General features: G+C 68.6%; 28 protein-coding genes, 2 tRNA genes and 1 other RNA gene. 16 read left to right on the plus strand and 15 right to left on the minus strand.

All coding sequences use genetic code 11. From position 1 onward, the window contains the following. Window positions 1-20: 20 nt before the first annotated feature. The 5 genes from GRI72_RS04515 to GRI72_RS04535 are packed head-to-tail and all read right to left on the minus strand — an operon-like array spanning window position 21 to window position 5,271. The gene (locus GRI72_RS04515; protein ID WP_160732751.1) at window positions 21-659 is read right to left on the minus strand and encodes an inner membrane-spanning protein YciB; all 639 of its coding nucleotides are present in this window, start codon (window positions 657-659) and stop codon (window positions 21-23) included. After that, window positions 659-1,582, minus strand: coding sequence for a signal recognition particle-docking protein FtsY (ftsY, locus tag GRI72_RS04520; protein WP_160732752.1), 924 nt, complete (start codon window positions 1,580-1,582; stop codon window positions 659-661). Before ftsY ends, GRI72_RS04515 begins: the two co-directional genes overlap by 1 nt. Next, window positions 1,579-2,757, minus strand: coding sequence for a MiaB/RimO family radical SAM methylthiotransferase (locus tag GRI72_RS04525; protein ID WP_160732753.1), 1,179 nt, complete (start codon window positions 2,755-2,757; stop codon window positions 1,579-1,581). Before GRI72_RS04525 ends, ftsY begins: the two co-directional genes overlap by 4 nt. Further along, window positions 2,754-3,563, minus strand: coding sequence for a diaminopimelate epimerase (gene dapF / locus GRI72_RS04530; RefSeq protein ID WP_160732754.1), 810 nt, complete (start codon window positions 3,561-3,563; stop codon window positions 2,754-2,756). The genes GRI72_RS04525 and dapF overlap by 4 nt, the downstream gene beginning before the upstream one ends. Before the next feature lie 52 nt (window positions 3,564-3,615). After that, complete coding sequence (locus tag GRI72_RS04535; protein ID WP_160732755.1) at window positions 3,616-5,271, minus strand: putative bifunctional diguanylate cyclase/phosphodiesterase; 1,656 nt, start codon at window positions 5,269-5,271, stop codon at window positions 3,616-3,618. Between the two features lie 205 nt (window positions 5,272-5,476). On the opposite strand from GRI72_RS04535, the gene GRI72_RS04540 reads away from it, so the two are divergent. Together GRI72_RS04540 and GRI72_RS04545 are read left to right on the plus strand one after the other, a co-directional pair. Next, complete coding sequence (locus GRI72_RS04540) at window positions 5,477-5,872, plus strand: EVE domain-containing protein (RefSeq protein WP_160732756.1); 396 nt, start codon at window positions 5,477-5,479, stop codon at window positions 5,870-5,872. Between the two features lie 250 nt (window positions 5,873-6,122). Further along, window positions 6,123-6,199: transfer RNA gene (locus GRI72_RS04545), tRNA-Asp, on the plus strand. Window positions 6,200-6,333: 134 nt separating this feature from the next. On the opposite strand, the gene GRI72_RS04550 is transcribed toward GRI72_RS04545, so the two are convergent. The 5 genes from GRI72_RS04550 to GRI72_RS04570 all read right to left on the minus strand — a co-directional run bounded on the left by GRI72_RS04550 (window position 6,334) and on the right by GRI72_RS04570 (window position 8,052). Then, the gene (locus GRI72_RS04550) at window positions 6,334-6,549 is read right to left on the minus strand and encodes a DUF2842 domain-containing protein (RefSeq protein WP_160732757.1); all 216 of its coding nucleotides are present in this window, start codon (window positions 6,547-6,549) and stop codon (window positions 6,334-6,336) included. Beyond that, a complete protein-coding gene (locus GRI72_RS04555) occupies window positions 6,549-7,118 on the minus strand; it encodes a 5-formyltetrahydrofolate cyclo-ligase (RefSeq protein WP_160732758.1) in 570 nt (189 codons plus the stop codon). The genes GRI72_RS04550 and GRI72_RS04555 overlap by 1 nt, the downstream gene beginning before the upstream one ends. Window positions 7,119-7,146: 28 nt before the next feature. Then, a non-coding RNA gene (gene ssrS, locus GRI72_RS04560) (6S RNA) lies at window positions 7,147-7,317 on the minus strand. Between the two features lie 10 nt (window positions 7,318-7,327). After that, window positions 7,328-7,801, minus strand: coding sequence for a cell division protein ZapA (locus tag GRI72_RS04565; RefSeq protein WP_160732759.1), 474 nt, complete (start codon window positions 7,799-7,801; stop codon window positions 7,328-7,330). Further along, on the minus strand, window positions 7,798-8,052 hold the full coding sequence (locus tag GRI72_RS04570; RefSeq protein ID WP_160732760.1) for a hypothetical protein: 255 nt from the start codon (window positions 8,050-8,052) through the stop codon (window positions 7,798-7,800). The genes GRI72_RS04565 and GRI72_RS04570 overlap by 4 nt, the downstream gene beginning before the upstream one ends. A gap of 213 nt (window positions 8,053-8,265) precedes the next feature. Here GRI72_RS04570 and tkt point away from each other — a divergent pair, with 213 nt between their 5' ends. From tkt to GRI72_RS04595, 5 genes are all read left to right on the plus strand, one after another. After that, window positions 8,266-10,251: a transketolase gene (gene tkt, locus GRI72_RS04575; protein WP_160732761.1), complete on the plus strand. Its 1,986-nt coding sequence runs from the start codon at window positions 8,266-8,268 to the stop codon at window positions 10,249-10,251. A gap of 14 nt (window positions 10,252-10,265) precedes the next feature. Then, window positions 10,266-11,273 carry a type I glyceraldehyde-3-phosphate dehydrogenase gene (gene gap, locus GRI72_RS04580; protein ID WP_160732762.1) on the plus strand — a complete coding sequence of 336 codons (1,008 nt, stop codon included), beginning with the start codon at window positions 10,266-10,268 and terminating at the stop codon, window positions 11,271-11,273. 157 nt (window positions 11,274-11,430) lie between these two features. Next, window positions 11,431-12,630 (plus strand): phosphoglycerate kinase, encoded by a 1,200-nt coding sequence (locus GRI72_RS04585; RefSeq protein WP_160732763.1) that lies wholly within the window; start codon window positions 11,431-11,433, stop codon window positions 12,628-12,630. Between the two features lie 19 nt (window positions 12,631-12,649). Beyond that, on the plus strand, window positions 12,650-13,111 hold the full coding sequence (locus tag GRI72_RS04590) for a PaaI family thioesterase (protein WP_160732764.1): 462 nt from the start codon (window positions 12,650-12,652) through the stop codon (window positions 13,109-13,111). An 85-nt stretch (window positions 13,112-13,196) separates the two neighbouring features. Further along, window positions 13,197-14,099, plus strand: coding sequence for a fructose bisphosphate aldolase (locus GRI72_RS04595; protein ID WP_419880234.1), 903 nt, complete (start codon window positions 13,197-13,199; stop codon window positions 14,097-14,099). Window positions 14,100-14,109: 10 nt separating this feature from the next. Here the strand turns inward: GRI72_RS04595 and GRI72_RS04600 are convergent, their stop codons facing one another. Continuing rightward, window positions 14,110-14,520, minus strand: a complete 411-nt coding sequence (locus tag GRI72_RS04600) for a hypothetical protein (protein WP_160732765.1) — start codon at window positions 14,518-14,520, stop codon at window positions 14,110-14,112. 79 nt (window positions 14,521-14,599) lie between these two features. Between GRI72_RS04600 and thiE the strand changes: the two genes are divergently transcribed. Further along, the gene (gene thiE, locus GRI72_RS04605) at window positions 14,600-15,241 is read left to right on the plus strand and encodes a thiamine phosphate synthase (protein WP_160732766.1); all 642 of its coding nucleotides are present in this window, start codon (window positions 14,600-14,602) and stop codon (window positions 15,239-15,241) included. Between the two features lie 67 nt (window positions 15,242-15,308). Further along, window positions 15,309-16,007 carry a M23 family metallopeptidase gene (locus GRI72_RS04610; RefSeq protein ID WP_160732767.1) on the plus strand — a complete coding sequence of 233 codons (699 nt, stop codon included), beginning with the start codon at window positions 15,309-15,311 and terminating at the stop codon, window positions 16,005-16,007. On the opposite strand, the gene GRI72_RS04615 is transcribed toward GRI72_RS04610, so the two are convergent. Then, on the minus strand, window positions 15,973-16,419 hold the full coding sequence (locus GRI72_RS04615; RefSeq protein ID WP_160732768.1) for an elongation factor P: 447 nt from the start codon (window positions 16,417-16,419) through the stop codon (window positions 15,973-15,975). The genes GRI72_RS04610 and GRI72_RS04615 overlap by 35 nt on opposite strands. Before the next feature lie 128 nt (window positions 16,420-16,547). Between GRI72_RS04615 and efp the strand changes: the two genes are divergently transcribed. From efp to GRI72_RS04650, 7 genes are all read left to right on the plus strand, one after another. After that, window positions 16,548-17,111, plus strand: a complete 564-nt coding sequence (gene efp, locus GRI72_RS04620; protein ID WP_160732769.1) for an elongation factor P — start codon at window positions 16,548-16,550, stop codon at window positions 17,109-17,111. A gap of 1 nt (window position 17,112) precedes the next feature. Continuing rightward, window positions 17,113-17,466 carry a hypothetical protein gene (locus tag GRI72_RS04625; protein ID WP_160732770.1) on the plus strand — a complete coding sequence of 118 codons (354 nt, stop codon included), beginning with the start codon at window positions 17,113-17,115 and terminating at the stop codon, window positions 17,464-17,466. Window positions 17,467-17,482: 16 nt separating this feature from the next. Further along, entirely contained in the window at window positions 17,483-18,316 is an 834-nt protein-coding gene (locus GRI72_RS04630; protein WP_160732771.1) for an inositol monophosphatase family protein, read from the plus strand. Between the two features lie 102 nt (window positions 18,317-18,418). Next, window positions 18,419-18,503, plus strand: a tRNA-Leu gene (locus tag GRI72_RS04635). A gap of 76 nt (window positions 18,504-18,579) precedes the next feature. After that, window positions 18,580-19,113 carry a hypothetical protein gene (locus GRI72_RS04640; RefSeq protein WP_160732772.1) on the plus strand — a complete coding sequence of 178 codons (534 nt, stop codon included), beginning with the start codon at window positions 18,580-18,582 and terminating at the stop codon, window positions 19,111-19,113. A gap of 459 nt (window positions 19,114-19,572) precedes the next feature. Beyond that, entirely contained in the window at window positions 19,573-21,336 is a 1,764-nt protein-coding gene (locus GRI72_RS04645) for an SLC13 family permease (RefSeq protein WP_160732773.1), read from the plus strand. A 241-nt stretch (window positions 21,337-21,577) separates the two neighbouring features. Beyond that, window positions 21,578-22,861, plus strand: a complete 1,284-nt coding sequence (locus tag GRI72_RS04650; RefSeq protein WP_419880235.1) for an amidohydrolase — start codon at window positions 21,578-21,580, stop codon at window positions 22,859-22,861. A gap of 19 nt (window positions 22,862-22,880) precedes the next feature. Here the strand turns inward: GRI72_RS04650 and GRI72_RS04655 are convergent, their stop codons facing one another. The 3 genes from GRI72_RS04655 to GRI72_RS04660 all read right to left on the minus strand — a co-directional run bounded on the left by GRI72_RS04655 (window position 22,881) and on the right by GRI72_RS04660 (window position 25,393). After that, complete coding sequence (locus GRI72_RS04655) at window positions 22,881-23,414, minus strand: hypothetical protein (RefSeq protein WP_160732775.1); 534 nt, start codon at window positions 23,412-23,414, stop codon at window positions 22,881-22,883. A 136-nt stretch (window positions 23,415-23,550) separates the two neighbouring features. Next, window positions 23,551-23,724: a hypothetical protein gene (locus GRI72_RS14550; RefSeq protein WP_202388934.1), complete on the minus strand. Its 174-nt coding sequence runs from the start codon at window positions 23,722-23,724 to the stop codon at window positions 23,551-23,553. 70 nt (window positions 23,725-23,794) lie between these two features. Beyond that, window positions 23,795-25,393 carry an isocitrate lyase gene (locus GRI72_RS04660; protein ID WP_160732776.1) on the minus strand — a complete coding sequence of 533 codons (1,599 nt, stop codon included), beginning with the start codon at window positions 25,391-25,393 and terminating at the stop codon, window positions 23,795-23,797. Between the last annotated feature and the right edge of the window lie 126 nt (window positions 25,394-25,519).

Genomic DNA, 25,519 nt, shown 5'->3' on the forward strand with positions numbered 1-25,519 from the left:
CAGCCCGGCGATGGCCCCGGTCAGGCGGTCGGCGGCGGGGTCCGTTCCTCTTCCTTCACCCCCTCGGCCGCCAGCCCGTGGCGCAGCAGCATCGGGATCTGGGTGAAGGTGAACAGGAACGTCAGCGGCAGGAACACCCAGAGCTTGGCCCAGAGCCAGGATTCGAACGACAGGCTGGCGCGCAGCACTTCGTTGAGGCCGGCAAGAGCGAAGAAGAAGAACGCCCAGTTGCGCGACAGCTTGAGCCAGCCCTGCGCGTCGAGCCCCTCGAACGCGGCGCCGAGCAGGATTTCGAGCAGGGCCTTGCCCCGCAGCCAGCCGATGAGCAGCGCGGTTCCGAACAGCAGGTAGATCACCGTCGGCTTGATCTGGATGAAGCTTTCATCGCGCAGCCAGATGGTGAGCGCGCCGAAGCCGACGATCAGCGCGGTCGAGAGCCAGAGCATCGGCGAGACGCGACCGAATTTCCATTTCGAGAACGCGAGCGCCACGACCGCCGCGACCATGAAGGCGATCGTGCCGCGGATCACCGCCGCGATTTCGCCCAGCGCGCTCGATTCGGCGGGGGCATTGAACTTGTAGACGCCGAGGAACACCAGCAGCGGGCCGTAATCGACCAGGATGTTGAGCCAGCCGGATTTCTGTTTCTGTTCGCCCATCAGGCCACTCCTGCAATGACCCGCGCGACCAGGTCGGGATCGAACGGCCTCAGGTCGGATATCTTCTCGCCCACGCCGATCGCGTGGATCGGCAGGCCATATTGTTCGGCCGCCGCGACCAGCACGCCGCCGCGGGCCGTCCCGTCGAGCTTGGTCATGATCAGGCCGGTGACGCCGGCAACTTCCTTGAACACGTCGATCTGGCTCAGCGCGTTCTGGCCGTTGGTCGCATCGAGCACCAGGACGACGTCGTGCGGCGCCTCGGGGTTGAGGCGGCCGAGCACGCGGCGGATCTTGCTCAGCTCGTCCATCAGCTCGCGCTTGTTCTGCAGGCGGCCGGCGGTGTCGACGATCAGGGCGTCGGTCCCCCGATCGGTTGCCGCCTTGACCCCGTCGAACACGACCGATGCCGGATCGCCGCCTTCCGGTCCGCGCACGATCGGCGCGTCGATCCGCTCGGCCCAGGTGGCCAGCTGGCCGATCGCGGCGGCGCGGAAAGTGTCGCCGGCGGCCAGCATGACCTCGTAATCGTCTTCCTGGAACCAGTGCGCCAGCTTGGCGATCGTGGTCGTCTTGCCGCTGCCGTTGACGCCGATCACCAGGATCACCTGCGGGCGCGGAAAGGCCACGACTTCCAGCGGCCGCGCCACGGGGCGCAGGATGGCGGCGATCTCCTCCGCCACGGCTTCCTTCAGTTCGCGCTCGGAAATCTCCAGCCCGAAACGCTTGTCCGCCAGGCGGGCGCGGATGCGCGCCGCGGCCGAGGGGCCGAGGTCCGACAGGATCAGCGCGTCCTCGACGTCGTCGAGCGTCGCATCGTCGAGCCGGGCCGTGCCGACCGCGCCGGTCAAGTTGGTGGAAAGGCGGTCGGATGTCTTGCGGAAACCCGCGAAGAGCCGCTCGCTCCAGCTCGTCTCGCTCATAGGAGCAGGCCTTTCTCGTGATGCCGGGGTGTCAGGGTTACGATCTCGCCGCCGGCCGTTCCGGCGGGCAGGGCATGGCGCGCGAAATTGGCGGCGTGGCCGGTGCCGTCGCTCTCGGCCAGGACGACCTGTTCGGTGCCGACCAGCCGGTCCAGCCAGGCATCGCGCACCGCGGCGACTTGTGCGCGCAACTGCGCCGCGCGCTGCTTCACGGTCTCGCGCGCAACTTGCGGCATTCGCGCGGCCGGGGTGCCGGGGCGGGGCGAATAGGGGAAGACGTGGCCGTGCACGATCTCCAGCTCGCGCACGATCGACAGGTTGTCTTCGTGCGCGGCCTGCGTCTCGGTCGGGAAGCCGGCGATCAGGTCCGCCCCGATCGCGATCTCGGGCCGCGCGCGCTTCAGCCGGCAGACCAGGGCCAGTGCGTCGGCGCGCAAGTGGCGGCGTTTCATGCGCTTGAGGATCAGGTCGTTCCCGTGCTGGAGCGAGAGGTGCAGGTGCGGCATCAACCGCGGCTCGCCGGCGAAGAGGTCGAACAGCTCCGCGTCGATTTCGACCCCGTCGAGCGAGGACATGCGCAGGCGCGGCAGCTCGGGAAAAGCCTCGAGGATCGCCGCCACGAGCCGGCCCAGCGGCGGCCGGTCGGGCAGGTCGTGGCCCCACGACGTGACGTCCACCCCGGTCAGGACCACTTCGGGCGCGCCCTGTTCGACGTGGCGTTCCACCTCGCGCAGGACCTGGGGCACGGTGAGCGAGCGGCTCGGCCCGCGGCCCTGCGGGATGATGCAGAACGTGCAGGCATGGTCGCAGCCGTTCTGGACGGCGACGAAGGCGCGCGTGCGGCGCGCAGGCACCGGTTCGGTGCGTTCGGGCGCGTTCCAGGCCCGCGGGTCCAGCTTGCTGCGGTTCGCCACCAGCCCGTCCACCTCGGGCATGGCGGAAAGCTGGTCGCGCTCGACATCGGCGGCGCAGCCGGTCACCAGCAGCCGGGCGTCGGGCCGCTCGCGCCGGGCGCGCCGGATCGCCTGGCGGGTCGTGCGGACCGCCTCTGCCGTGACGGCGCAGCTGTTGACCACCACGACGTCGCGCTCGCCCGACAGCATGGCGCGGATGCGCTCGCTCTCGGCAATGTTCAGCCGGCAACCGAGCGAGATGACCTGCGCGCCGCCCGTCATGCGAAATCGTCCCATTCGAACGTGCCGCGATAGGCCTCGCGCGCCGGCCCGGTCATCGCGATGCGGCCGTCTTCGCCCCAGCGGATATCCAGCGGGCCGCCGGGCAGGACCACCTCGACCGCGCGGTCGGCCAGCCCCCGGCGCATCGCCGCGACCGCGGTGGCGCAGGCGCCGGTGCCGCAGGCCCGCGTCAGCCCCGCGCCGCGTTCCCACACCCGCAGGCGAATGCGGCTGCGCGATTCGACCGTGGCGACGTTGACGTTGACCCGCTCGGGGAACAGCGGGTCGTTCTCGATCCGGGGGCCAAGCGATTCCAGCGCCACCGCGTCGCAATCGGGGACGAAGAAGACCGCGTGGGGGTTGCCCACGTTCACCGCGGCGGGCGTTTTCAGCCCGTCCCAGCCGACCGGCATCGACAGGGTGTCCATCGCGTAGGCGAGGGGGATCTCGTCCCAGCCGAACCGGGGCCGGCCCATGTCCACCGTGGCCCCGCCATCGCGCGGCTCGGCCGCGAGCAGGCCCCCGTCGGTCTCGATCCGTGCCGGGGCGCCGTGGAGCAGGACGACCGCGCGGGTCGCATTGCCGCAGGCGCCGACTTCGCTGCCGTCGGCGTTGACGATCCGCATCCGGAAATCGGCGGAATCGGAAGGTTCGAGCAGGATGAGCTGGTCGCAGCCGATCCCGGTGCGCCGGTCCGCGATGCGCGCGGCCAGCGCGCCCGTCATCGCCGGCAGGGTATCGCGCCGCGCGTCGAGCACGACGAAATCGTTGCCCAGGCCATGCATCTTGATGAACGGTACGCGCATTTCCCGCGCATCTATGCGTCGCGCGAGGGCGCGTCCAGTGCCATGGGCCCGGTCAGGCCTTCTTGCGCGCGGCCTCCCTGGCCAGTTCGGCGGCGCCCGCGCCATCGACCGGCTCGGCCGGCCGGGCCAGGCGGCCGAGGCCTTCCAGGCGCTCGCGCACCTGCTCGATCGTCTCGGGCCGGCCGTAGATATAGCCCTGGCCCTTGAGCTGGCCCAGCGCGCGCAGGTTGTCGAGCGTCTCGTCGTCCTCGATCCCCTCGGCCGTGATCGGCATTCCCAGCCCCTGGCCGAGCGAGACGATGGCGTTGACGATCTGCGAGGCCCCGCCTTCGCGGCCGATCGCCGACACGAAACTGCGATCGATCTTGATCCGGTCGAACGGCAGCGAACGCAGCTGGGCGAAGCTGGAATAGCCGGTGCCGAAATCGTCGAGGTTGACTTTGATGCCCTGGTTGCGGAGGCTGACGATCATCGAACGCACCAGCGCGACATTGTCGTGCAGGCAGCTCTCGGTAATCTCGATCTCGAACCGCTGGGGCGGGAAGTTCGCCTTGACCAGCAGCTTCAGCAGCCGCTGCGGGAACCAGGGGTCGTTGAACTGGAGCGGGGAGATGTTGACCGACAGGGTCAGGTCCGCGTCCCATTCCTTCGCGTCTTCCAGCGCCTGTTCGATCAGCTGTTCGGAAAGCTCGGCGATCAGGCCCATGCTCTCGGCGATCGGGATGAACACGTCGGGCGCGACCACGCCGAGGCGGGGGGAGTGCCAGCGGGCCAGCATCTCGAAACCGGTCAGCTCGCCGTTCTCGAGGTCGATCTGCTGTTCGTAATAGGGGACGAATTCCCCGTTCACGAGGCCTTCGCGGATGCCGGTTTCCAGCGCGTTGCGGAACTGCAGCTCGTTTTCCATCTGCGGTTCGAACCAGCAATAGCCGTTCTTGCCGCATTTCTTGGCATTGTACATCGCGATGTCGGCGCGGTGCATCAGCTCCTGCCCGTCCAGCGCCTCCGCGGCGTCGGGGTGGCCGGCGCGGGTGGTCGCTATCCCCACCGAAACGGTCGCCTCCACTTCGTGCTCCGAAACCGCGATCGGCTCCGCGATCGTCTCGATCATGCGCTGCACCAGCCGGTCGAGCCGCTCGGGCTGCGCCGCGTCGTAAGGCACGACGCAGGCGAATTCGTCCCCGCCCAGCCGCGCGACCAGCGCCTCGGCCGGGGCCAGGGCGACGATCCGGCGGGCGGTCTCGCGCAGGACCTCGTCGCCGGCGAGGTGCCCGTTGACGTCGTTGATCCGCTTGAAATTGTCGAGGTCGATCATCGTGAAGGCGACGGCCTGGTCGTCCGAATGGTGCCGCGCGACAAGCGCGTCGGTCGCCGGGGGCAGGCTGCGGCGGTTGAGGCATCCGGTCAGCGGGTCGGTCTGGGCCAGCTGGCGGGCTTTCTCCTCCGCCGCCCGGCGCTGGCGGATCTCGGCCATCAGCTCGTTGTAGCGGCGCCAGCCGAAGATGATCAGCGCGATGTTGAGCAGCAGGGCGTTGACCAGCAGCACGTCGGGCGCCTCGCCCGATCCGAGCCACGAGCGCAGCGCCTGGGGAAAGACCGATCCGCCGGTGCCGACGAACATGATGATGGCCGCCGCGGCGATGCCGATCGCTATCAGATCGCGTTCCGCCCGCGGGCTGTTCTGCCGGTTGTTCTCTCGTGCCGCCATAGTGTCAGCGGCACCCGGCCGCTCCAGCCCCTCGTTGTTCCTGCCGATGGCTTATGGCCGCAGGGGCTGAAATATCGGTTAACCACGCCGGGGCGGCGCCACGCGGCGGCCGGCTGGCCTCGACAGGGCCGGTCCGCTATCGCCGCAGGCCGACTGCTTTCACGAAACAAGGACAGGAGCGCACGAGGTGCCGCGTTATTGGCTGATGAAATCCGAACCCGACGTCTATAGCTGGGACGATCTCCTGGCCGAGGGGGAGGGCACCTGGGACGGGGTGCGCAACCACCGGGCCAAGAACAACCTCGCCGCGATGGAAGTGGGCGACAAGGCCTTCTTCTACCATTCGAACATCGGGCTGGAGATCGTCGGCATCGTCGAGATCAGCGTGGCCGGCATTACCGACCCGACCGACCCGGAAGGCAAGTGGGCGGCGGTGAAGGTCAAGCCGGTCGAGAAGCTGCCGCGCCCGGTGACGCTGAAGGAAGTGAAGGCCGAACCCGCGCTGGAGGAGATGGAACTGGTGCGGCTGTCGCGCCTGTCGGTTTCCGAGGTCCGGCCCGACGAATGGGCGAAGATCCTGGTCATGGCCGGCGCGCAATAGGCCTGGCGCAGGCGAATCGCGGCCACGCCGCCGGGGCTGCGATTCGGGGTGCGCCGGGCGCACCGGCGACCTCCCCCGGGCGGACGATCGCGTTCCTGCCGGGGCCGTCCGCGTCGCCACAGGCGGCGGTTCGGGGGCGCTGTCGAGGGCATTTTTCGCGCTTGTGAAAAAGGCGCGCGCAAGTGCATTGACAGCCCCCGCGGCCTGCCCTAGTGGCGCGGCTCCCAAGCGGCGCACCGCCCGAGAATGCGCGGGTGTAGCTCAGTTGGTTAGAGCGCCGGCCTGTCACGCCGGAGGTCGCGGGTTCGAGTCCCGTCACTCGCGCCACTTGGGATTTTCTCTTGCACATCGACGCTCGCAACCGCCGCCGCCCTGGCGCGCGGACCCGCGCGCGCGCCGACGCACGTCGTGGTCAGGGGGCGATGCCCGCCGGCGCGGTCAGGCGACGATGCCCGCCGGCGCTATCCCCAGCGCCCGGTTTCCATCCAGATGAGAAAGCGGCGCAGCGGCAGGAGCCAGGCGACACCCAGCGCCAGGTAGACGGGCCCCTGCCCCCAGGCCGGCCAGTGGCCGATCAGGTCGGGGACGTAGCGCGCGATCAGCAGGCCATAGACGGTCAGCCCGGCCAGGAGCGCGAGAATGCCGACCGGGAGGCGCCAGCTCGGTTGGTCGCGCATCAGAACGGCCCGTAGAGGCGGGTCGGCGTGACGATCGCGTTCAAGGCCATATCGTGCGGCTCGACCGGCAGCTCTTCGACCAACTGGGCATCCCACGCCAGGCCGATGCGCACAGTCGCGGGCCGCGAGGCGAGCCAGCGGTCGTAATGGCCGCCGCCCTGGCCGAGGCGCTGGCCCTGCGCGGTAAAGCCCACCAGCGGCATGAACAGCACATCCGGTTCGACGATCCCGGCGCCTTCTTCCGGTTGCTGCAGGCCGAACGGCCCGGTGACGAGGTCGCTTTCGCCGAAAGGGTCGCCATGCAGCGCGAATTCCATCGCCGCCGTCTCGCCGCCGAAACGGGGCAGGGCGATCCGGTGCCCGCGTTCGGCGAAGAAACGGGCGTATGATGCTGCCGGCGCTTCCGCCTCGCGGGCGTGGTAGAGGCCGATCACGGCGTGGTCGGCGATCATGTCCAGCAGGGGCGCGGGCGGCCGGTGGAACACCAGCGCGCGGACCTGTTCGGGCAGGGCCGCGACATGGTCGCGCCGGGCGGCGCGCAGCGCCTTTCTGAGTTCGGCCTTCGTCATGCCTCGCCTCATAACGGGGAAATGGGGTGGCGGAACCACCATGGGTCGTTTTCCGGGAAATCCTCTGACGCCTAAACGTCAGGTGGGCGCCGTATGCCCCGGCCCCCCGGACGAACCAGTGAACCAGGGCAGGGACAGCTCCCGTTGGATTGCTTATAGCCTCAGGGATATTCAAACGGCTCGTGCCGGGCAGTCCCGCCGAGGTCTATCTAGGTGCTCGGCCCCTTGCCCTCAAGCTTGTCGGCGCATGTTTCGAGCAGGTCGGCGAAACGTTCGAGGGCCGGGCCCAGCTCCGGGTCGTCGAACAGGGTGGGCGCGGCGTCTGCCGGTGGGGCCGCGGCCGGCTGGGTCCCCGCAGCCTCGACCCGCGCCGCCTCGACCCGCGCCGCCTCGACCGCGCGCCGGGCCTCGGCGACTTGCGCGGCGAGGGTCTCGCGCTCGGCCCCCGCTTCTTCCACCTGCGAACGAAGCGCCTCACCCTCCTTGCGCGCTTCGTGGAGTTCGTCGGCCAGCAGGAGCGCGGCGAACAGCATGTTCTGCGCGTCCTTGGTCGAGACATTCCTGCCAAGTTGTTGAAATTTCCGGTCAATTGCCGCGCCCAGGCGAGCGACGTGCGCTTCTTCCCCGTCGGCGCACGACACCGCGTAGTCGCGCCCGCCGATCGTGAGCGTCACCTCGCTCATCGTTCGAGTGCCCCGATGATCGAATCGAGCTCCGCCAGCGCGCGCGTCGCCGCACCGGTCAGCCGTTCGTGGCGCGCGGCGAGATCGATGCCTTCGGGATCGGCCGGTTCGGAACTGGCCGGCTCGGAACTGGCCGGTTCGGAACAGGCCGGTTCGGAACTGGACAAAGGCCCGTCTTCGGCCACGGCGGCGATCCGCGCCAGGGCGGCTTCAATTCGCTGCACGGCGCTTTCGATCCGCGGGTCGGCCATAAGACCAAAATATCGCAAATGCGTGACCGCGCAAAGCCTTGTCGCTGCCTGTTGATAACTCGCCGCGTCTGCGGGCCGGGCTGCGGGCGCGGCCGGCCCGGTGTGTGCCGGCCGGGCCGCTGTTGACCTGCGCCCCCGCGTCCGCAAAGGGTTTCGCGCCCGAATCGTCACGGGCGCAGACCGACAATACTTGCCCGCAGGAGCCCACCCCGCATGAGCCTCGACCCGACCCGCCTCGCGCCGATGGCCAATGCCATCCGCGCCCTGTCCATGGACGCGGTGCAGGCAGCCAAGTCGGGGCACCCGGGAATGCCGATGGGCATGGCCGACGTCGCCGCCGTGCTGTGGTCGAAATACCTGCGCTTCGATCCCGCCGCGCCCGACTGGGCCGACCGCGACCGCTTCGTGCTGAGCGCGGGGCACGGATCGATGCTGCTCTATTCGCTGCTGCACCTGTCGGGCTATGCCAAGCCGACGATGGAAGACATTTCCAAGTTCCGGCAGCTGGGCAGCCCCTGCGCCGGCCACCCGGAAAACTTCCTGCTCGACGGCGTCGAATGCACGACCGGGCCGCTCGGCCAGGGGCTGGCCATGGCGGTCGGCATGGCGATCGCCGAACGGCACCTGAATGCCGAATTCGGCAACGACCTGGTCGATCACCGCACCTGGGTGGTCGCCGGCGACGGGTGCCTGATGGAAGGCATCAACCACGAGGCGATCGGTATTGCCGGCCACCTGAAGCTGGGCCGGATGATCGTGCTGTGGGACGATAACGCGATCACCATCGACGGCTCGACCGACCTGTCCACCAGCGAGGACATCCGCGCCCGCTATGCCGCGACCGGCTGGCACACGGTGACCTGCGACGGGCACGACCCGGAAGATATCGAGCGCGCGATCGACGAGGCGCTGGCCGACGAGCGGCCCTCGCTCGTCGCCTGCCGCACGGTGATCGGCAAGGGTGCGCCGAACAAGGAAGGCACCAGCGCGGTCCACGGCGCGCCGCTCGGGCCCGAGGAAGTGGCCGCCGCGCGCGAGGCCATGGGCTGGGCCGCCGCCCCGTTCGAGGTGCCGGACGACATCCTCGAAGACTGGCGCGCCACCGGCGAACGCGGCGCGGCCGCGCGCAACGAATGGAACGCCCGGCTTGAGGCGTCCGACTGCAAGGCGGAATTCGTGCGGCGCATGGCCGGCGACCTGCCCGAAGGCGACAAGGCCGGGCAGGCCTTCACCGAATGGCTCGCGCAGGACCTGACCGTCGCGACCCGCAAGGCGTCGGAGATGACGCTGGAAGTCCTGACCCCGCTTGTGCCGGAAATGATCGGCGGATCGGCGGACCTCACGGGATCGAACAACACCAAGACCAAGGCCATGCAGCCGCTGACCGCCGACGATTACGGCGGGCGCTATCTCTATTACGGCATTCGCGAATTCGGCATGGCCGCGGCGATGAACGGCATGGCGCTGCACGGCGGGGTGATCCCTTATGGCGGGACGTTCCTGATCTTCAGCGACTATTGCCGCAACGCGGTGCGCCTGTCGGCGCTGCAGCAGACGCGCGCGATCTATGTCTTCACCCACGATTCGATCGGGCTGGGCGAAGACGGGCCGACCCACCAGCCGGTGGAACAGCTGATGAGCCTGCGGCTGATCCCGAACCTCAACGTCTTCCGCCCGGCAGACGTGATCGAGACGGCCGAGTGCTGGAAGCTCGCGCTCCAGGCGAAGGAAACGCCTTCGGTCCTCGCGCTCACCCGCCAGGGCCTGCCGCAGCTGCGCAACGCCGAGAATTCGGGCGAAGGGATGCTCAGCGCGCGCGGCGCCTACCGCCTGCGCGCGGCGCAGGCCGGGCGCAAGGTCGTGCTGGTCGCGACCGGTTCGGAAGTCCAGGTCGCCTGCGCCACTGCCGATGCGCTGGAGGCGGAAGGGATCGGCGCCGACGTCGTCTCGATGCCGTGCATGGAGCTCTTCGCCGAGCAGGACGAGAGCTATCGCAGCGATCTCCTCCCCGCCGATGCGCTGAAAGTCTCGATCGAGGCCGGATCGACGCTGGGCTGGGAACGCTATACCGGGACCGACGGGCTGCAGATCGGGCTCGACCGGTTCGGCGCCTCGGCCCCCGCGGCCGACCTGTTCGAAAAGTTCGGCTTCACCGCAGAAGCCATTGTCCCCCAAATCAAGGCCCGCCTGGGCCGCTAGCAGGAGCTTGTCATATGGCGACCAAGGTTGCGATCAACGGATTCGGACGTATCGGGCGCCTCGTCGCGCGGGCCATCCTGGAGCGTGACGACCACGATCTCGAACTTGTCTCGATCAACGACCTGGCCGACACCGCGTCCAACGCCCTGCTGTTCGGTTTCGACAGCACGCACGGCCGCTTCCCCGGCACGGTGGAGACCGAGGGCAACGACCTGGTCGTCAACGGCAAGCGGATCCACGTCACGGCCGAGCGCGAGCCGGGCAAGCTGCCGCACCGCGAGAACGGGATCGACATCGTCCTGGAATGCACCGGCTTCTTCCAGTCGGACGAGGCCAGCCGCCCCCATATCGAGGCGGGCGCCAAGCGCGTATTGATCTCCGCCCCGGCCAGCGGCGTGTCGAAGACGATCGTGTTCGGCGTCAACCAGGACACGCTGACCGCCGACGACGACATCGTTTCCAACGCCAGCTGCACCACCAACTGCCTGGCCCCGGTGGCCAAGGTGCTGAACGACGCGGTGGGGATCGAGCGTGGTTTCATGACCACGATCCACAGCTACACCAACGACCAGCGGATGCTGGACCAGATCCACAAGGACCTGCGCCGCGCCCGCGCCGGCGCGCAGAACATGATCCCGACGACGACCGGCGCCGCGCGCGCGGTCGGCCTGGTCCTGCCCGAGCTGAAGGGCAAGCTCGACGGGTCTTCTGTCCGCGTGCCGACGCCGAACGTCAGCCTCGTCGATCTGGTGTTCACGCCGGGCCGCGACACCAGCGCGGAGGAGCTGAACGCCGCGCTCAAGGCCGCGGCCGACGGGGCGATGAAGGGCGTGCTCGACTATACCGACCAGCCGCTGGTCTCGAGCGACTTCAACCACTACCCCGCCAGCTCGACCGTCGACAGCCTCGAGACTTCGGTCATGGAAGGCAAGCTGGCGCGCGTGGTCAGCTGGTACGACAACGAGTGGGGCTTTTCCAACCGCATGATCGACACCGCCGGTGTCATGGCGGGCCTGCTGTAAGGCACGATCCCTCCCCCGATCGCGGGGGAGGGGCCGGCCGGCGGCCGGCGGAAGGGCACCCGCCGCCGCCCGCAACGTTTCACCAGTGCCCTTCCACCCCGCGCCGCCGTGCGCGAGCCCCTGTCCGCAACCGGGGGCAAGGACCGGAGTTCGCCGAATGCCCGAATTCAAGACGCTCGACGACCTGGGAGACGTGACCGGCAAGGTCGCGCTGGTGCGGGTCGATCTCAACCTGCCGATGAAGGATGGCTCCGCGACCGACGTGACGCGGGTGGAAGCCAGCATGCCGACGATCCTCGAACTGGCGGACGCGGGCGCGAAAGTCCTTCTGCTCGCCCATTTCGGCCGTCCGAAGGGGGAACGCCACTCGACCCTGAGCACGAGCTTCGTCCAGGGTGACGTCGAGCGGGTGCTGGGCCGCGAGATCATGTTCATTTCCGAAGTCGCCGGCCCGGTGGTCGAACAGTCGCTGTCGATCCTGCGCAACGGCGACATCGGCCTGCTCGACAACGTTCGCTTCTGGCCGGGGGAAGAGGCCAACGATCCCGATTTCGCCCGCGCGATCGCGACGCTCGGCGATTTCTACGTCAACGACGCCTTTTCCGCCGCGCACCGCGCCCATGCCTCGACCGAGGGGCTGGCGCACCTGCTGCCCGCCTTTGCCGGGCGGGCGATGGAAAAGGAACTGACCGCGCTCGACAAGGCGCTCGGCAACCCGGCAACCCCGGTGGCCGCGGTCGTTGGCGGGGCGAAAGTCTCGACCAAGCTCGACGTGCTGGAAAACCTCGTCGGGCGGGTCCAGCACCTGATCATCGGCGGGGGGATGGCCAACACCTTCCTCGCCGCGCGGGGCGTCGATGTCGGCAAGTCGCTGTGCGAGCACGACCTGACCGCCACCGCCAATGCGATCATGGACAAGGCCGACCATGCCGGCTGCACGATCCACCTGCCCTACGACGTGGTCGTGGCGACCGAGTTCGCCGCCAACCCGCCTTCGCTGCGCACCTGCAACGTGCACGAGGTGGGGTCGGACGAGATGATCCTCGACATCGGCCCGCAGGCGACCGAGGCCCTGGCCGACGTGCTCAAGACCTGCCGCACGCTGGTGTGGAACGGCCCGCTGGGCGCGTTCGAGACCGAGCCGTTCGACACCGCCACCGTCGCCCTGGCGAAGACCGCTGCGGCGCTGACGCAGGACGGCTCGCTGACCTCGGTCGCCGGGGGCGGCGACACGGTCGCGGCGCTGAACCACGCCGGCGTCGCCGATGGCTTCAGCTACGTTTCGACCGCCGGCGGTGCCTTCCTCGAATGGATGGAAGGCAAGGAACTGCCCGGCGTGGCGGCCCTGGCGCGCTGAGCCGGCGGGGATAGACGCGATGAGCGAAGCACCGGTTGTCGGCGACGATAACGGCCTGGTCGAGGTGACCGAAGGCGAGTGGGCCGGGTGGTGGCGCTGGCAGGGCGATCCTTTCGAGGAGCGGACCGGCCCGTTCTACGAGAAGGAGCTGGAAGACGGGACGATGGTCACCGCCTTCCGCGCCGAGCGGCGGCACATGAACGGCGCGGGCTTCATGCACGGCGGCTGCCTGATGACATTCGCCGATTCGGCGATCTTCACCATCGCGCGCAAGGCGATGGGCGGCAGCCACGGGGTCACGCTGCATCTCGGGGCCGATTTCCTCGATCCCGCGCGCGTGGGCCAGCTGATCGAAGCGCGCGGCGAAGTCGTGCGGGCGGGGGGAAAGACCGTCTTCGTCCAGGGGCTGGTCACGGCCGACGGCCAGCCGGTCCTGCGGCTCAACGGCATTATTCGCAAGGTTTCGGGGCGGCGCGACTGACGCCGGCCGGCCGCCGGTCCGCGCGCGGTTGCGGCGGCCCGGCGGGCTGGCTAAAGCCCGCCCGACGCATTCGTATGCACCGGACATGAGGACACTGTCGATGAACCACCAGGAAATGACCGACCGCATTGCCAACGGGCAGGGCTTTATCGCCGCGCTGGACCAGTCCGGCGGCTCCACGCCGAAGGCGCTGCGCGGATACGGGGTTTCCGACGATTCCTGGTCGAACGAGGACGAGATGTTTGCCCGGATCCACGCCATGCGCAGCCGGATCGTCGAAAGCCCGTGCTTCGGCTGCGGCAAAGTGCTGGGCGCGATCCTGTTCGAGAAGACGATGGACGGCGAAAGCGGCGGCAAGCCGGTGCCCGACCGGCTGAAGGAACGCGGGATCGTGCCTTTCCTCAAGGTCGACAAGGGGCTGGAGGACGAAGCGAACGGCGTCCAGATGATGAAGCCGATGCCCGACCTCGAAAGCCTGCTCGAACGCGCGAAGGCCAAGGGGATCTTCGGCACCAAGATGCGTTCGGTCATCAAGCGCAACGAACCGGCGGGGATCAAGGCGATCGTGCGCCAGCAGTTCGCCGAGGGCGCGCGCATTCTCGCCGCCGGGCTGGTCCCGATCATCGAGCCCGAATACGACATCAAGGCCGAAGACCGTGCCGAGGGCGAAAAGATCCTGCTCGAAGCGATCGAGGAGGGTCTCGACGCCCTGCCGGCGGACCAGAAGGTCATGCTCAAGCTCTCGATCCCGGCCGAGGCGGGGCTCTACTCCGGGCTCGTCGATCATCCGCGCGTCCTGCGCGTCGTCGCGCTGTCGGGCGGCTATTCGACCGACGAGGCGTGCGAGAAGCTGGCGCAGAACCCGGGCATGATCGCCAGCTTCAGCCGCGGCCTGCTGCAGGATCTGCGCGCGACGCAGAGCGACGAGGAATTCGACGCGACGCTGGGCGCGGCGATCGACCGGATCCACGCCGCCAGCATGGCCTGATCCGCGCGGGCTAGCGCGCCGCGTAGACGAAGCGGTACGCGCGGGTTTCGATCTCGCTTTCGGCCTGGCGCCCGGGGGTCGCGGAAACGAGCGCGATGACGCGCCCGTGCGTGCCGTATGTCTGCCCCAGCGTCAGGTCGGCCGTGTCGCGCCAGCCCGCCCCGTCGATCCGCGTCCGCACGATCAGCCGCCCCGGCCAGACGCAGCGCGCGGTTTCGGGACAGCGGCTGTCCTCGACCACGGCCCTGGGCGTGACGACGAGGTCGCCGACGCGCACCGGCCGGTCGATCGGCACGCCGTGCCCTTCGGGCGCGGGGGTGCCTTCGACGTTCGGCGCATCGGGCACGAGCACGCACCCGCCCAGCGCCAAGGCGACGAGGGCGAGCGGTGCGGCGGCGAAGGGCGAGATTGCGGCAGCCATGCCGGCCATAACGCGCAGCCGCCCTTTCGGGTGCCTGAACGCGTGACGAATCCGTGCCGGGCCATTACCTAGCCGCCTCATGACAGCAACCAACCCGCCCACGCAGCTCTATCTGATCTCCCCCCTCGACGTGGGGGGCGATTTTCCGGCCCGGCTCGAAACCGCGCTCGCCGGCGGCCCGGTGGCCGCGTTCCAGCTGCGCGTGAAAGGCATCGACCAGCACGAGGCCGCGCGCCTCGCCGCGCCCTTGCAGGAGATCTGCGCCGCGCGCGAATGCGCCTTCATCGTCAACGATTCGGTTCCGCTGGCCAGGCGCCTTGGCGCCGACGGCGTGCACCTGGGGCAGGCCGACGGCTCCCCGCGCGAGGCGCGCGAGGCGCTGGGGCGCGAGGCGCAGATCGGGGTGACGTGCCATGCGTCGAAGCACCTGGCGATGGAGGCGGGGGAGGCCGGGGCCGACTACGTCGCCTTCGGCAGCTTCTTCCCCAGCGAGACAAAGGCGAGCGAGCACCGGCCCGGGCCGGAACTGCTGGCCTGGTGGCAATCGCTGTTCGAGATCCCCTGCGTCGCGATCGGCGGCATCACGCCGGGCAACTGCGCCCCGCTGGTCGCCGCAGGGGCCGATTTCCTCGCCGTGAGCCACGCGGTCTGGGGCGCGGCGGATCCGGGCGCGGCCGTCGGCGACTTCCACCGCGCGATCGCGGCGGCCGGCGGGGACTGATCGGCCCGCGGGCGGGGTGTGTCAGGTCTATGGCTGCCGCGCCGAAAGCGTGCTATTCCAAGTGGCTATGGCCCTCGACTTCCTCGATCGCACCCTCACCGTGGTGGTCACCGCCACGCTGACGTCCGCCGTGTGGATCGTCGCGGGGGGCAGCCTGATCGAACTCGCCGACAGCGAGGGGCAGCGCGAGACGACCCGGCCGGCCGAGGCCGCGCCGAGCCCCAGCCCGACACCGGTCGCGACCGACGATCTGGCGGGCCCGGCCGGCGGCGCCTTGCGCGCCGCGCCGCTGGAACCGGCCCCGGCGGCGACGCCCGGCACGTCGACGCGCGACCTGATCATTCCCGTGCTCAACGTGCGCGCGCGCGACCTGAGCGACACGTTTACCGACAGCCGCGACGAGGGCGCAGGGCTGCACGAGGCGATCGACATCATGGCCCCGGAAGGCACCAGCGTGGTCGCGGCCGCGCCGGGCACGATCGAGAAGCTGTTCCGCTCCGAGGCCGGGGGCAACACGATCTACGTCCGCTCCACCGACGGGGAGACGATCTACTACTACGCCCATCTCCAGCAATATGCGCCCGGCCTGACCGAGGGGCAGCGCATCCGGCGCGGCCAGCGGCTGGGCGCGGTCGGCAGCACGGGCAGCGCCTCGGGCGAGACGCCGCACCTGCATTTCGCGATGCTGCGGACCACCGCCGATGCCGAGTGGTGGGAGCCGGCCAATGCGATCAATCCCTATCCGCTGCTGACCGGCGCGCGCTAGCGCGGGGTTTCAGGGCCGGCCGACCCCCCCCGCGCACGCAGCGCACGCGCCCCGGCACGCCGTTGGCGCCCAGTTCGCGCAGGGTCCCGGTGCCGGTGCGCACGAAGCGCCGCCCCTTCAACGGCCCGCGCGTGAAGACCACGCTGTCGCCGGTGAGCAGGTACGTCCCGGTGTCGCCCTGCGCGCGGTAGGTGGAGGCGGTGTTGATCGCGAACGCGTCCCCCGCGATCGGGCGCCAGGGCTGGCCCGCCGCGTCGCCGGGCGTGGCGCAGCGGTAGATGCCGTGCGGCAGCGTGCCGAGCTTGCCCCCCGGCGCGGCGGCGCCCGGCCCGACGGCAAGCGCGCCGGCGGCGATCGCCAGGCCGGCGACGACCGCGCGCGGGGCGCGGGAAATGGCGGAGGAACGGGGCATCGGCGCGCCCCTTAGCATTCGCGCCGCCCCCGCGCCAGCGACCTTGCCCGAACAGGGCCGCTGGGTTAAGGCGCGGCGCGCGATTGCGGGCGGGCTGCTCCGCCCATCAGACGAAGGCTCCTTGAACCATGAAAATCAGCGGCGTGGACATCCGTCCCGGCAACATCCTCGAATACGAAGGCGGCATCTGGAAAGTCGCCAAGATCCAGCACACGCAGCCCGGCAAGGGCGGTGCCTACATGCAGGTCGAGATGAAGAACCTGCAGGATGGCCGCAAGACGAACGTCCGCTTCCGCAGCGCCGACACGGTCGAGCGCGTCCGGCTCGACACCAAGGAATTCCAGTACCTCTACGAAGACGGCGACATGCTGGTCTTCATGGACCAGGAAAACTACGAACAGATCCACCTGCCGTCGGACCTGCTGGGCGAGGCCAAGGCCTTCCTGCAGGACGGTATGCAGGTGACGCTGGAGCTGTGGGAGGAGAAGCCGATCTCGGTCGCGCTGCCCGAACAGGTCGAGGCGACGATCGTCGAAGCGGACGCGGTGGTGAAGGGGCAGACCGCTTCCTCCAGCTACAAGCCCGCGGTGCTCGACAACGGCGTGCGCGTGATGGTGCCGCCCCATATCGAGAGCGGGACGCGCATCGTGGTCGACGTCTACGAACGCACTTACGTGGGCAAGGCGGGCTGACATGGGCGAAGGGGGCGATCCGAGACTGGCCGGGATCGACCTGGCCACCAGCTATATCCTCGGCGTGATCTACGACGACGAGTCGCTCACGCTGGAGATGGATTTCCACCTGCTCGACGCCCACCCGCGTTACCAGGCTCCCGCCGACGGCGAGGACGGCTGCTATCGCAAGGGCTTCATCCGCTTCGCCGACCTCGACGACCTTCGCCTGCGCAAGGCCCGGCCCGAAGACGGGCGCGAGGTCGATTATTCCGATATCTACTCGGCCACGATCGACGGCGACTATGCCAATATATCGAGCGGGTGGGGCGAAATCGAACTGACCGCGCAATCGATCCAGATCGCGCTCGACTGACAGGACTGACAAGACGATGGCCCTTTCCGGACTGATCCGCGTAATGGAGCGCGCCGCGCGCAAGGCCGGCGGCCGCCTGCGCCGCGACTTCGGCGAGATCGAGCACCTCCAGGTCAGCCGCAAGGGGCCTTCGGACTTCGTTTCCAAGGCCGACCGCGCGGCCGAACGCACGATCTACGACGAGCTGATCCATGCCCGCCCCGACTGGGGCTTCGTGATGGAGGAGGCCGGCACGATCGAGGGCGATCTGGGCAAGCCGCGCTGGATCGTCGATCCGCTCGACGGCACCAGCAACTTCCTCCACGGCATTCCGCACTTCGCGATCTCGATCGCAGTGCAGGAGCCTGCGCTGGACGGGAAGGGGCCGGACGGTTCGGGCTGGGGAGAGGTGACGGCCGGGGTCGTCTACCAGCCGATCACCGACGAGACGTTCTGGGCCGAGAAATCGCGCGGCGCCTGGCTGCAGGACGCGCGCCTGCGGGTCTCGTCGCGCTCGCGCCTGCCCGAATCGCTGATCGCGACCGGCATTCCCTATGGCGGCCACGGCGATTTCGGCGAATGGGGCCGGATCTTCGCCGCGATCGGGCCGCAGGTCGCCGGCATCCGCCGCTACGGCGCGGCCTCGCTCGACCTCGCTTGGCTGGCCGCGGGCCGGTTCGACGGCTTCTGGGAAAGCGACCTCGCGCTGTGGGACACCGCCGCCGGCTGCCTGCTGGTGCGCGAGGCGGGCGGCTTCGTCAGCGACTATCGCGGGCGTACGCAGCCGATCCACGCGAAGCAGGTCCTGGCCGCGAACGACACGCTCCATTCCAAGCTCCACAAGCTGCTGGCGGGCGCGCTCAAGGCCTGACGATCCGCGCCGCCCGGGCAGGGGCGGCGCCGCGGGGCGCGCGCGTCGCTGCCGCTTGAACCCCGGCCCGCGCGCGGCTATCCGCCGCTCTCCCGCACCAGTGCCCCTGTGGCGGAATTGGTAGACGCGTTCGACTCAAAATCGAATTTCCACGGAAGTGCCGGTTCGAGTCCGGCCAGGGGCACCAGAGTTTGATGTCGCCCTATCTTTCGCCCGTTTTCTAAAGGTTGGGCAATCGACTTGAGGCGCAGCCATGTCGAACCTTGATCTGGCCGCGTGTTGGCAGAATCGCTCCAACCTGGGCTAAATGCCGGATTTCCGCTAGCGACGACTTTGCGGACAAATCAGAAGGCGTCAACTTCAAGCTATCGGCAGAGACAACGTGTCCAAGATTCCGTGGGGGCTTTGGAATGAGGCGACTTCTTGTTGGAATTACACTGGGTGCGGCAGCGAGCACTCTTTCTTTCATTGTCGGAGAATTTCTGTCTCAAGAAAAAAGCCATGAAGAAAGGACAGTCATCTTATTTTTCGATGGTGAGAAATCGGAAGAATATTACCATTCAGCTTCCGCTTATGAGTTAGGTGTAGCATCTATAGGCAAAAAACTGAGAAATTGCGGTGTAATCGAATTGCACTTCGTCCCTTCTCAAGGCCTTCATTCAAGTCCGTTTGTTGCTGTTTTTTGGGACGAAATGAATGATGTAGAGTCCGACTGTGTAGAAAATATCATGAAAAGTGGAGAAGGGAGTTGGTCCATCCACTCGGCTAAGGATGCAATCGAGTTAGGACTGCCCTAGCTTAGGTGCCCAACCAGGCCTTAGATCTCCCTTATTCCTCGTCATTGTCACCCACGGAATTGAGTCCCGTCCGCAAGCCACCCGATTTCGGTCAAAAGACCAGCATCGCTGTCTGCGGGAACGGCGGCGTTTCGGTTTCCGGTCTGACGATGGGCGAAATCGCACACGCAGACAGTTGGGCATCGGCTTGCTGCTTGCGGCGGCTTACCGCGGGCCGCCAGATAAGTTGGACATCAGCAAAGCGCTGATTCCATGGAATTCCTGCACCCTTACCCTGGGCATCATCGGAATAACGCGCGGCCCGCCGCCACTTTCACCTTACACCGTAGCCCCGTTGCCCGGCATCTCCCCACTCCACGACAGACCGCATCGGCGATATTCGCTTGATATTGCGGCGCACCTCTGGGAATTCGGCAGCGAATGTTGCCGGGGGTTCCTTCTTTCCACGCGATTGCGGCGATGGCGATCACGGTCGTCATGTTCGTCGCCTTCGCGCGCGGGCGCATGCCGGTGGAGATCATCTCGCTGTTGACGATCGCGGTGATCGCGGTCGGTCTCTACTTCTTCCCGCTCGAGGGGACGGGCCCGACCGACGGGCTGCAACTCGCCTTCTCGGGCTTCGGCCACTACGCGCTGATAACGATCTGCGCGCTGATGATCATGGGCCGCGGGCTGGTGGTCACCGGCGCGCTGGAGCCGGCGGCCCGGTTCCTCGAACGCGTGTTCAAGCTCAACGTCCAGCTCGGCCTGCTGGTATCGCTGCTGATCGCTTTCGCCCTGTCGATGGGCGTCAACGACACGCCGGTTCTCGTCCTCCTCCTGCCGATCTTCGTCAGCCTCGCCGCGCGCGGGGCGATGCCGGCATCGAAGACGCTGATCCCGCTCAACGCCGCCGTGCTGATCGGCGGCATGGCGACCACGATCGGCACGTCGACCAACATCCTCGTCGTCTCGATCGCGCGCGACCTGGGAATGCCGCCGATGGGCGTGTTCCACTACACGCCGATCGTCCTCGCCGCCTCGCTGATCGCGCTGCCCTATCTCTGGCTCGTCATGCCGCGCCTCCTGCGCGACAACACGGTGGCCGAGGCCTATGTCCCCCGCCGGTTCCAGACCCGCCTGCGGATCGGCGACGACAGCGCGCTGAACGGCCAGGTCCTCGCCTCCATCCTCCCGCGGCTGCCGGCGGACATCGCCTTCCACGACGCGCCCGCCGGGCCGATCCAGCCGCAGCAGCAGTTGACGATCTCGGGCACGCACGAGGCGCTGGAAGAGGCGATGCGCACGCTCAAGGGCGAAGTCGCCCCGGCCTGGGTGCTCGACCGGATCCGGCGGCGCTCCTCGGAAACCGGGGCCGATATCGCGGTCGTCGAAATGACGGTCACGGCCGATTCGCGCCTCATCAACCGCACCCTGCCGACATCGGGCATTGCCGATCTCTACGGCGTCGCGGTGCTCGGCATCCACCGGCCCGACCGGCTTGTGGGGGAGAAAGACCGTTACAGCGAAGGGGGCGACCTGCGGATCGCCGAAGGCGACGTCCTGCTGGTCATGGGACTGGGGGAGGATCTCAACGATTTCGCCCGCGCCGACAGCCTCCTGACGCTGGAGGGCATGCGCGAGCTTCCGCGCCGCTCGAAGGCGGTGCTGGCGGGCGCGATCATGCTCGGTTCGGTCGGGCTGGCGTCGATCGGGCTTCTGCCGATCGCCATCTCGGCGCTGGCCGGGGCGATCCTGATGTTCGTGACCGGCTGCGTGAAGTTCGACCGCGTGGGCCGCGCGCTGTCGGCCAAGGTCATCGTGCTGGTCGCGGCCAGCATCGCGGTCGGCCGGATCGTGCTCGAAAGCGGGGCGGCGGCCTGGCTGGGCGAGGCGCTGGCATCGGGGCTGCAGTTCCTGCCGCCCGCCGCGGTCCTCGCCACGATCATGCTCTTCGTGACGTTCCTGACCAATTTCGCCTCCAACGCCACCGCGGCGACGGTCGGCACCCCGATCGCCTTCAGCATCGCGCAGCAGCTCGGCCTGCCGCCCGAACCGCTGATCCTGGCGGTCCTGTTCGGGTGCAACCTGTGTTACGCCACGCCGATCGCCTACCAGACGAACATGCTGATCATGGCGGAGGGGAACTACGAGTTCAAAGACTACATCCGCACCGGCGTGCCGCTCGTCCTGCTGATGGTGGCGACGCTCTCGGTCCTGCTGGTGACGACTTACGGGATGTAAGCGCGACCGCTTTCCTACACGCGCGCGATCTGCAATGGTTGCAGCTCCGGGGTTGCCCGCGGGGGTCGCCCCCGGGGGCGGTGCGGCGGCAGGCGCGGCGGGGACGAAAGGTCACGGCGCGCGCGGCAGGCCGGGCGAAAGGTCACGAGCAGGAGGGAATCGTTCAATGATCGCAGGCATTTCCAGCAAACGTGCAAGGCGTTTTGCGTCACGGGTCTCGCTCTTTGCCGGGGCCATGATGATGGCTGTCCCGGCCCAGGCCGACGAACTGCGCGACGCGGTCGCGGCCGACATGCCGGGCCTGATGGAACTGTACCGCGATCTCCACGCCCACCCCGAACTCAGCTTCCAGGAAGTGAAGACCGCGGCCAAGCTGGCGGCGCGCATGCGCGAACTGGGCTTCACCGTGACCGAGCAGGTCGGCCGCACCGGCGTCGTCGCCGTGCTGGAGAACGGCGAAGGCCCCACCGTCATGCTGCGCGCGGACATGGACGGGCTGCCGGTGGTCGAACAGACGGGCCTGCCCTTCGCTTCGAAAGAGGTCGCGGTACCGGCCTCGGGCGTGGAGACCGGGGTCATGCATGCCTGCGGGCACGATACCCACATGGCGGCCTGGTACGGCGCGGCGATGCAACTGGTCGAACGGCGCGATAGCTGGTCGGGCACGCTGGTCATGATCCTCCAGCCGGCCGAGGAACTGGGCGAAGGCGCGCTCGCGATGATCGAGGACGGCCTCTACACCCGCTTCCCCAAGCCCGATTACGTGATCGCCTTCCACGACGCGGCGCAGTTCCCCGCCGGGATGATCGGCTATTCCCCCGGCTTCGCGCTGGCCAACGTGGACAGCGTGGACGTCGTCATCCCCGGCGTCGGCGGCCACGGCGCCTATCCGCACACGACGCGCGACCCGATCGTGCTCGCCAGCGCGATCGTGATGAAGCTGCAGACGCTGGTCAGCCGCGAATCGAGCCCGCTCGAACCGGCGGTGGTGACGGTCGGCAGCTTCCATTCGGGCGCGAAGCACAACATCATCTCCGACGAGGCGCGGCTCCAGCTCACCGTGCGCTCCTACACCGACGAATCGCGCAAGCTGCTGCTCGACGGGATCGCGCGGATCGCGCGCGGGGAAGCGATCGCCGCCGGGATGCCGGAAGACCGGATGCCGGAGGTGACGGTGCAGGAACCCTATACCCCGGCGACCTACAACTCGCCCGACTTCACCGAGGACGTGATGGCCGCCTTCCGCGAACGCTTCGGCCAGGACCGGGTGCAACAGGTGCCCTCGGTCATGGGCGGGGAGGACTTCAGCCAGTACCTGCGCGCCGATCCCGAGGGGGTGAAGTCGCTGATCTTCTGGGTCGGCGGCGTGCCGCAGGAACAGTTCGATGCCGCGCAGCGGGGCGAGGCCACGCTGCCTTCGCTGCACAGCCCGTTCTGGGCGCCCGACGCGGAGAAAGTGATCGCGACCGCGGCCGAGGCGCTGACCGCGGCGACGCTCGACCTGATGCCGGCAGCGGGGGGCTGAGCGGCGCCGGGGCGGGGCGCTAGAGCTCCAGCCGGGTTCCGCCGCGTTCGGCCGAGCGTTCGAGCAGGGCGCGCGCCTGGCGCGCGCGGCGGTCCCGCAGCTGCTCCAGCAGGGCGCGCTGCTGGCTCGGCGAAAGGCTCTCGAACTCCGCGCGCGTCATGCCCAGCGCGGTGTAATCGACGACCGGGCCGGCCCCCGCGCCGCCCACCGCGCCGCCGCCGCGGGCGGGCTGCCGGCCGCTGCCCAGTTCGGTCACCGCGACCCGGTCCATCGGCGCGCCGAACTCGCCGCCGGCATCGCCGTGGTCGAAACGCGCGGGGCGCTGGCGCGGCCGGGCCCCGGCGGCGTTGATCAGGCGGGGCTTGCCGTACTTGCGGGCCTCGGCCTCGGCCAGGCGGGTCTGCTCCTCGCGGTCGTCGATCGTCTCGGCGACCGCGGCGCGGTTCTCCCCGTCGGCGAAGATCGCCAGGGTGCCCGTCAGGCACACGGTGATCACCGCGAAGTGCCTGTATACCTTGGCATTCAGTCCGGTCGGGCGTGCGCGACGTGCCATTGCGTCCGCCTAGGGGGGAAAGGTTAAGATCGCCGCAACGCGGGCCGCCGCCACCCGCCGCCGATACAAGACGACCGCCGAAGCCCCGAAGGACCCCGACGGCCGTGCTCTCCTCCCCAGGAGACTGTGAGCAGGCTCAGCTGTAGGTGCCGAGCCGGTGGTGCAATGCGTTGATGCGGGCGAGCTCGTCGCGATCCTCGACCGTGCGGGCGTGGCTGGCCAGCGCGGCGCGCAGGAGCTTGAAATCGGCGGTCGAGAACAGGGCGCGGGCGCGGCCCGGTTCGCGGGGCGGGGCTTCGGTGGTCGTCATCGTGCCTCTCCTTCAGGCGGTGTCGCGGCGGCGGGGGACGGTGCCGCCGCGATCGGGTTGCGAACGCCGGTCAGGCGGCCGCGAACTGGTTCATCGTGTTGTGCTCGCCGCCGGCCTTCAGGGCGGCTTCGCCGGCGAAGTACTCCTTGTGGTCGTCGCCGATGTCGCTCCCGGCCATGTTCTGGTGCTTCACGCAGGCGATGCCCTGGCGGATCTCCTCGCGCTGGACCTGGCGGACGTAGCCGAGCATCCCTTCTTCGCCGAAGTAACGCTTGGCGAGGTTGTCCGTGCTCAGCGCCGCCGTGTGATAGGTCGGCAGGGTGATCAGGTGGTGGAAGATGCCTGCCTCGCGCGATGCGTCCTTCTGGAACGTGCGGATGCGCTCGTCGGCCTCGGCAGCCAGGTCGGTGCCGTCGTAATCCACGCTCATCAGCTTGTCCCGGTCGTAGGCCGAGAGGTCGCGGCCTTCCTCCGCCCAGGCGTCGTAGACCTGCTGGCGGAAGTTGAGCGTCCAGTTGAAGCTGGGCGAGTTGTTGTAGACCAGCTTCGCATCGGGGATCACCTCGCGGATCCGGCTGACCATCCCGCCGATCTGGCCGATGTGGGGCTTCTCGGTCTCGATCCACAGCAGGTCGGCCCCGTTCTGGAGCGCGGTGATGCAGTCCAGCACGCAGCGGTCTTCGCCGGTTCCCTGGCGGAACTGGTAGAGGTTGCTCGGCAGGCGCTTGGGCCGCATGAGCTTGCCGTCGCGCGTGATCAGGACCTCGCCGTTGCCGATCGAGCCCGGTTCCACCTCGTCGCAATCGAGGAAGGCGTTGTACTGGTCGCCCAGGTCGCCCGGCTCGCTGCTATAGGCGATCTGCTTGGTCAGGCCGGCGCCGAGGCTGTCGGTGCGGGCGACGATGATCCCGTCTTCGACGCCGAGTTCGAGGAAGGCATAGCGGATCGCGCGGATCTTCTGCAGGAAGTCCTCGTGCGGGACGGTGACCTTGCCGTCCTGGTGGCCGCATTGCTTCTCGTCGCTCACCTGGTTTTCGATCTGGAGCGCGCAGGCCCCGGCCTCGATCATCTTGCGGGCGAGCAGGTAAGTCGCCTCGGCATTGCCGAAGCCGGCGTCGATGTCGGCGATGATCGGCACGACGTGCGTCTCGTGGTTCTCGATCGCGTGTTCGAGCCGCTTGGTTTCGACCGCGTCGCCGCGTTCGCGCGCGGCATCGAGATCGCGGAACATCATGCCCAGTTCGCGCGCGTCGGCCTGGCGCAGGAAGGTATAGAGCTCCTCGATCAGCGCGGGCACGCTCGTCTTCTCGTGCATCGACTGGTCGGGCAGGGGCCCGAACTCGCTGCGCAGCGCGGCGACCATCCAGCCCGACAGGTAGAGGTAACGGCCCTTGGTGCTGCCGAAGTGCTTCTTGATCGAGATCATCTTCTGCTGGCCGATGAACCCGTGCCAGCAACCCAGCGACTGGGTGTAGGCGGCGGGATCGGCGTCGTAGGCCGCCATGTCTTCGCGCATGATCCGCGCGGTATGGCGCGCGATGTCGAGCCCGGTGGGGAAGCGGTTCTGGATCTTCATCCGGGCCGCCGACTCGGGATCGATCGCATCCCACGGGGCGCCGCGGCTGCCGATGGTGCTGCGAAACTCGTCGATCTTGCCCTGGTACGTCACGTCTCGGTCTCCTGAAAATGTCGGCGGTCGCCTCGGGACCTTTGATGGCAGCCGACAAGCGGAGCGGACAGGAAAACTTACACACTTTGTTGTCCAATTGCGCTGAATGTGGCAATCTGAAGTGTA

Source organism: Pelagerythrobacter marinus, assembly GCF_009827515.1.
Classification (GTDB): Bacteria; Pseudomonadota; Alphaproteobacteria; order Sphingomonadales; family Sphingomonadaceae; genus Pelagerythrobacter; species Pelagerythrobacter marinus.

What these genes read in the sequence shown, in the direction of transcription:
- GRI72_RS04515 (WP_160732751.1), bottom strand. Translation starts at nt 659, where the DNA reads ATGGGCGAACAGAAACAGAAATCCGGCTGGCTCAACATCCTGGTCGAT.
- ftsY (WP_160732752.1), bottom strand. Translation starts at nt 1,582, where the DNA reads ATGAGCGAGACGAGCTGGAGCGAGCGGCTCTTCGCGGGTTTCCGCAAG.
- GRI72_RS04525 (WP_160732753.1), bottom strand. Translation starts at nt 2,757, where the DNA reads ATGACGGGCGGCGCGCAGGTCATCTCGCTCGGTTGCCGGCTGAACATT.
- dapF (WP_160732754.1), bottom strand. Translation starts at nt 3,563, where the DNA reads ATGCGCGTACCGTTCATCAAGATGCATGGCCTGGGCAACGATTTCGTC.
- GRI72_RS04535 (WP_160732755.1), bottom strand. Translation starts at nt 5,271, where the DNA reads ATGGCGGCACGAGAGAACAACCGGCAGAACAGCCCGCGGGCGGAACGC.
- GRI72_RS04540 (WP_160732756.1), top strand. Translation starts at nt 5,477, where the DNA reads ATGAAATCCGAACCCGACGTCTATAGCTGGGACGATCTCCTGGCCGAG.
- GRI72_RS04550 (WP_160732757.1), bottom strand. Translation starts at nt 6,549, where the DNA reads ATGCGCGACCAACCGAGCTGGCGCCTCCCGGTCGGCATTCTCGCGCTC.
- GRI72_RS04555 (WP_160732758.1), bottom strand. Translation starts at nt 7,118, where the DNA reads ATGACGAAGGCCGAACTCAGAAAGGCGCTGCGCGCCGCCCGGCGCGAC.
- GRI72_RS04565 (WP_160732759.1), bottom strand. Translation starts at nt 7,801, where the DNA reads ATGAGCGAGGTGACGCTCACGATCGGCGGGCGCGACTACGCGGTGTCG.
- GRI72_RS04570 (WP_160732760.1), bottom strand. Translation starts at nt 8,052, where the DNA reads ATGGCCGACCCGCGGATCGAAAGCGCCGTGCAGCGAATTGAAGCCGCC.
- tkt (WP_160732761.1), top strand. Translation starts at nt 8,266, where the DNA reads ATGAGCCTCGACCCGACCCGCCTCGCGCCGATGGCCAATGCCATCCGC.
- gap (WP_160732762.1), top strand. Translation starts at nt 10,266, where the DNA reads ATGGCGACCAAGGTTGCGATCAACGGATTCGGACGTATCGGGCGCCTC.
- GRI72_RS04585 (WP_160732763.1), top strand. Translation starts at nt 11,431, where the DNA reads ATGCCCGAATTCAAGACGCTCGACGACCTGGGAGACGTGACCGGCAAG.
- GRI72_RS04590 (WP_160732764.1), top strand. Translation starts at nt 12,650, where the DNA reads ATGAGCGAAGCACCGGTTGTCGGCGACGATAACGGCCTGGTCGAGGTG.
- GRI72_RS04595 (WP_419880234.1), top strand. Translation starts at nt 13,197, where the DNA reads ATGAGGACACTGTCGATGAACCACCAGGAAATGACCGACCGCATTGCC.
- GRI72_RS04600 (WP_160732765.1), bottom strand. Translation starts at nt 14,520, where the DNA reads ATGGCTGCCGCAATCTCGCCCTTCGCCGCCGCACCGCTCGCCCTCGTC.
- thiE (WP_160732766.1), top strand. Translation starts at nt 14,600, where the DNA reads ATGACAGCAACCAACCCGCCCACGCAGCTCTATCTGATCTCCCCCCTC.
- GRI72_RS04610 (WP_160732767.1), top strand. Translation starts at nt 15,309, where the DNA reads ATGGCCCTCGACTTCCTCGATCGCACCCTCACCGTGGTGGTCACCGCC.
- GRI72_RS04615 (WP_160732768.1), bottom strand. Translation starts at nt 16,419, where the DNA reads ATGCCCCGTTCCTCCGCCATTTCCCGCGCCCCGCGCGCGGTCGTCGCC.
- efp (WP_160732769.1), top strand. Translation starts at nt 16,548, where the DNA reads ATGAAAATCAGCGGCGTGGACATCCGTCCCGGCAACATCCTCGAATAC.
- GRI72_RS04625 (WP_160732770.1), top strand. Translation starts at nt 17,113, where the DNA reads ATGGGCGAAGGGGGCGATCCGAGACTGGCCGGGATCGACCTGGCCACC.
- GRI72_RS04630 (WP_160732771.1), top strand. Translation starts at nt 17,483, where the DNA reads ATGGCCCTTTCCGGACTGATCCGCGTAATGGAGCGCGCCGCGCGCAAG.
- GRI72_RS04645 (WP_160732773.1), top strand. Translation starts at nt 19,573, where the DNA reads ATGGCGATCACGGTCGTCATGTTCGTCGCCTTCGCGCGCGGGCGCATG.
- GRI72_RS04650 (WP_419880235.1), top strand. Translation starts at nt 21,578, where the DNA reads ATGGCTGTCCCGGCCCAGGCCGACGAACTGCGCGACGCGGTCGCGGCC.
- GRI72_RS04655 (WP_160732775.1), bottom strand. Translation starts at nt 23,414, where the DNA reads ATGGCACGTCGCGCACGCCCGACCGGACTGAATGCCAAGGTATACAGG.
- GRI72_RS14550 (WP_202388934.1), bottom strand. Translation starts at nt 23,724, where the DNA reads ATGACGACCACCGAAGCCCCGCCCCGCGAACCGGGCCGCGCCCGCGCC.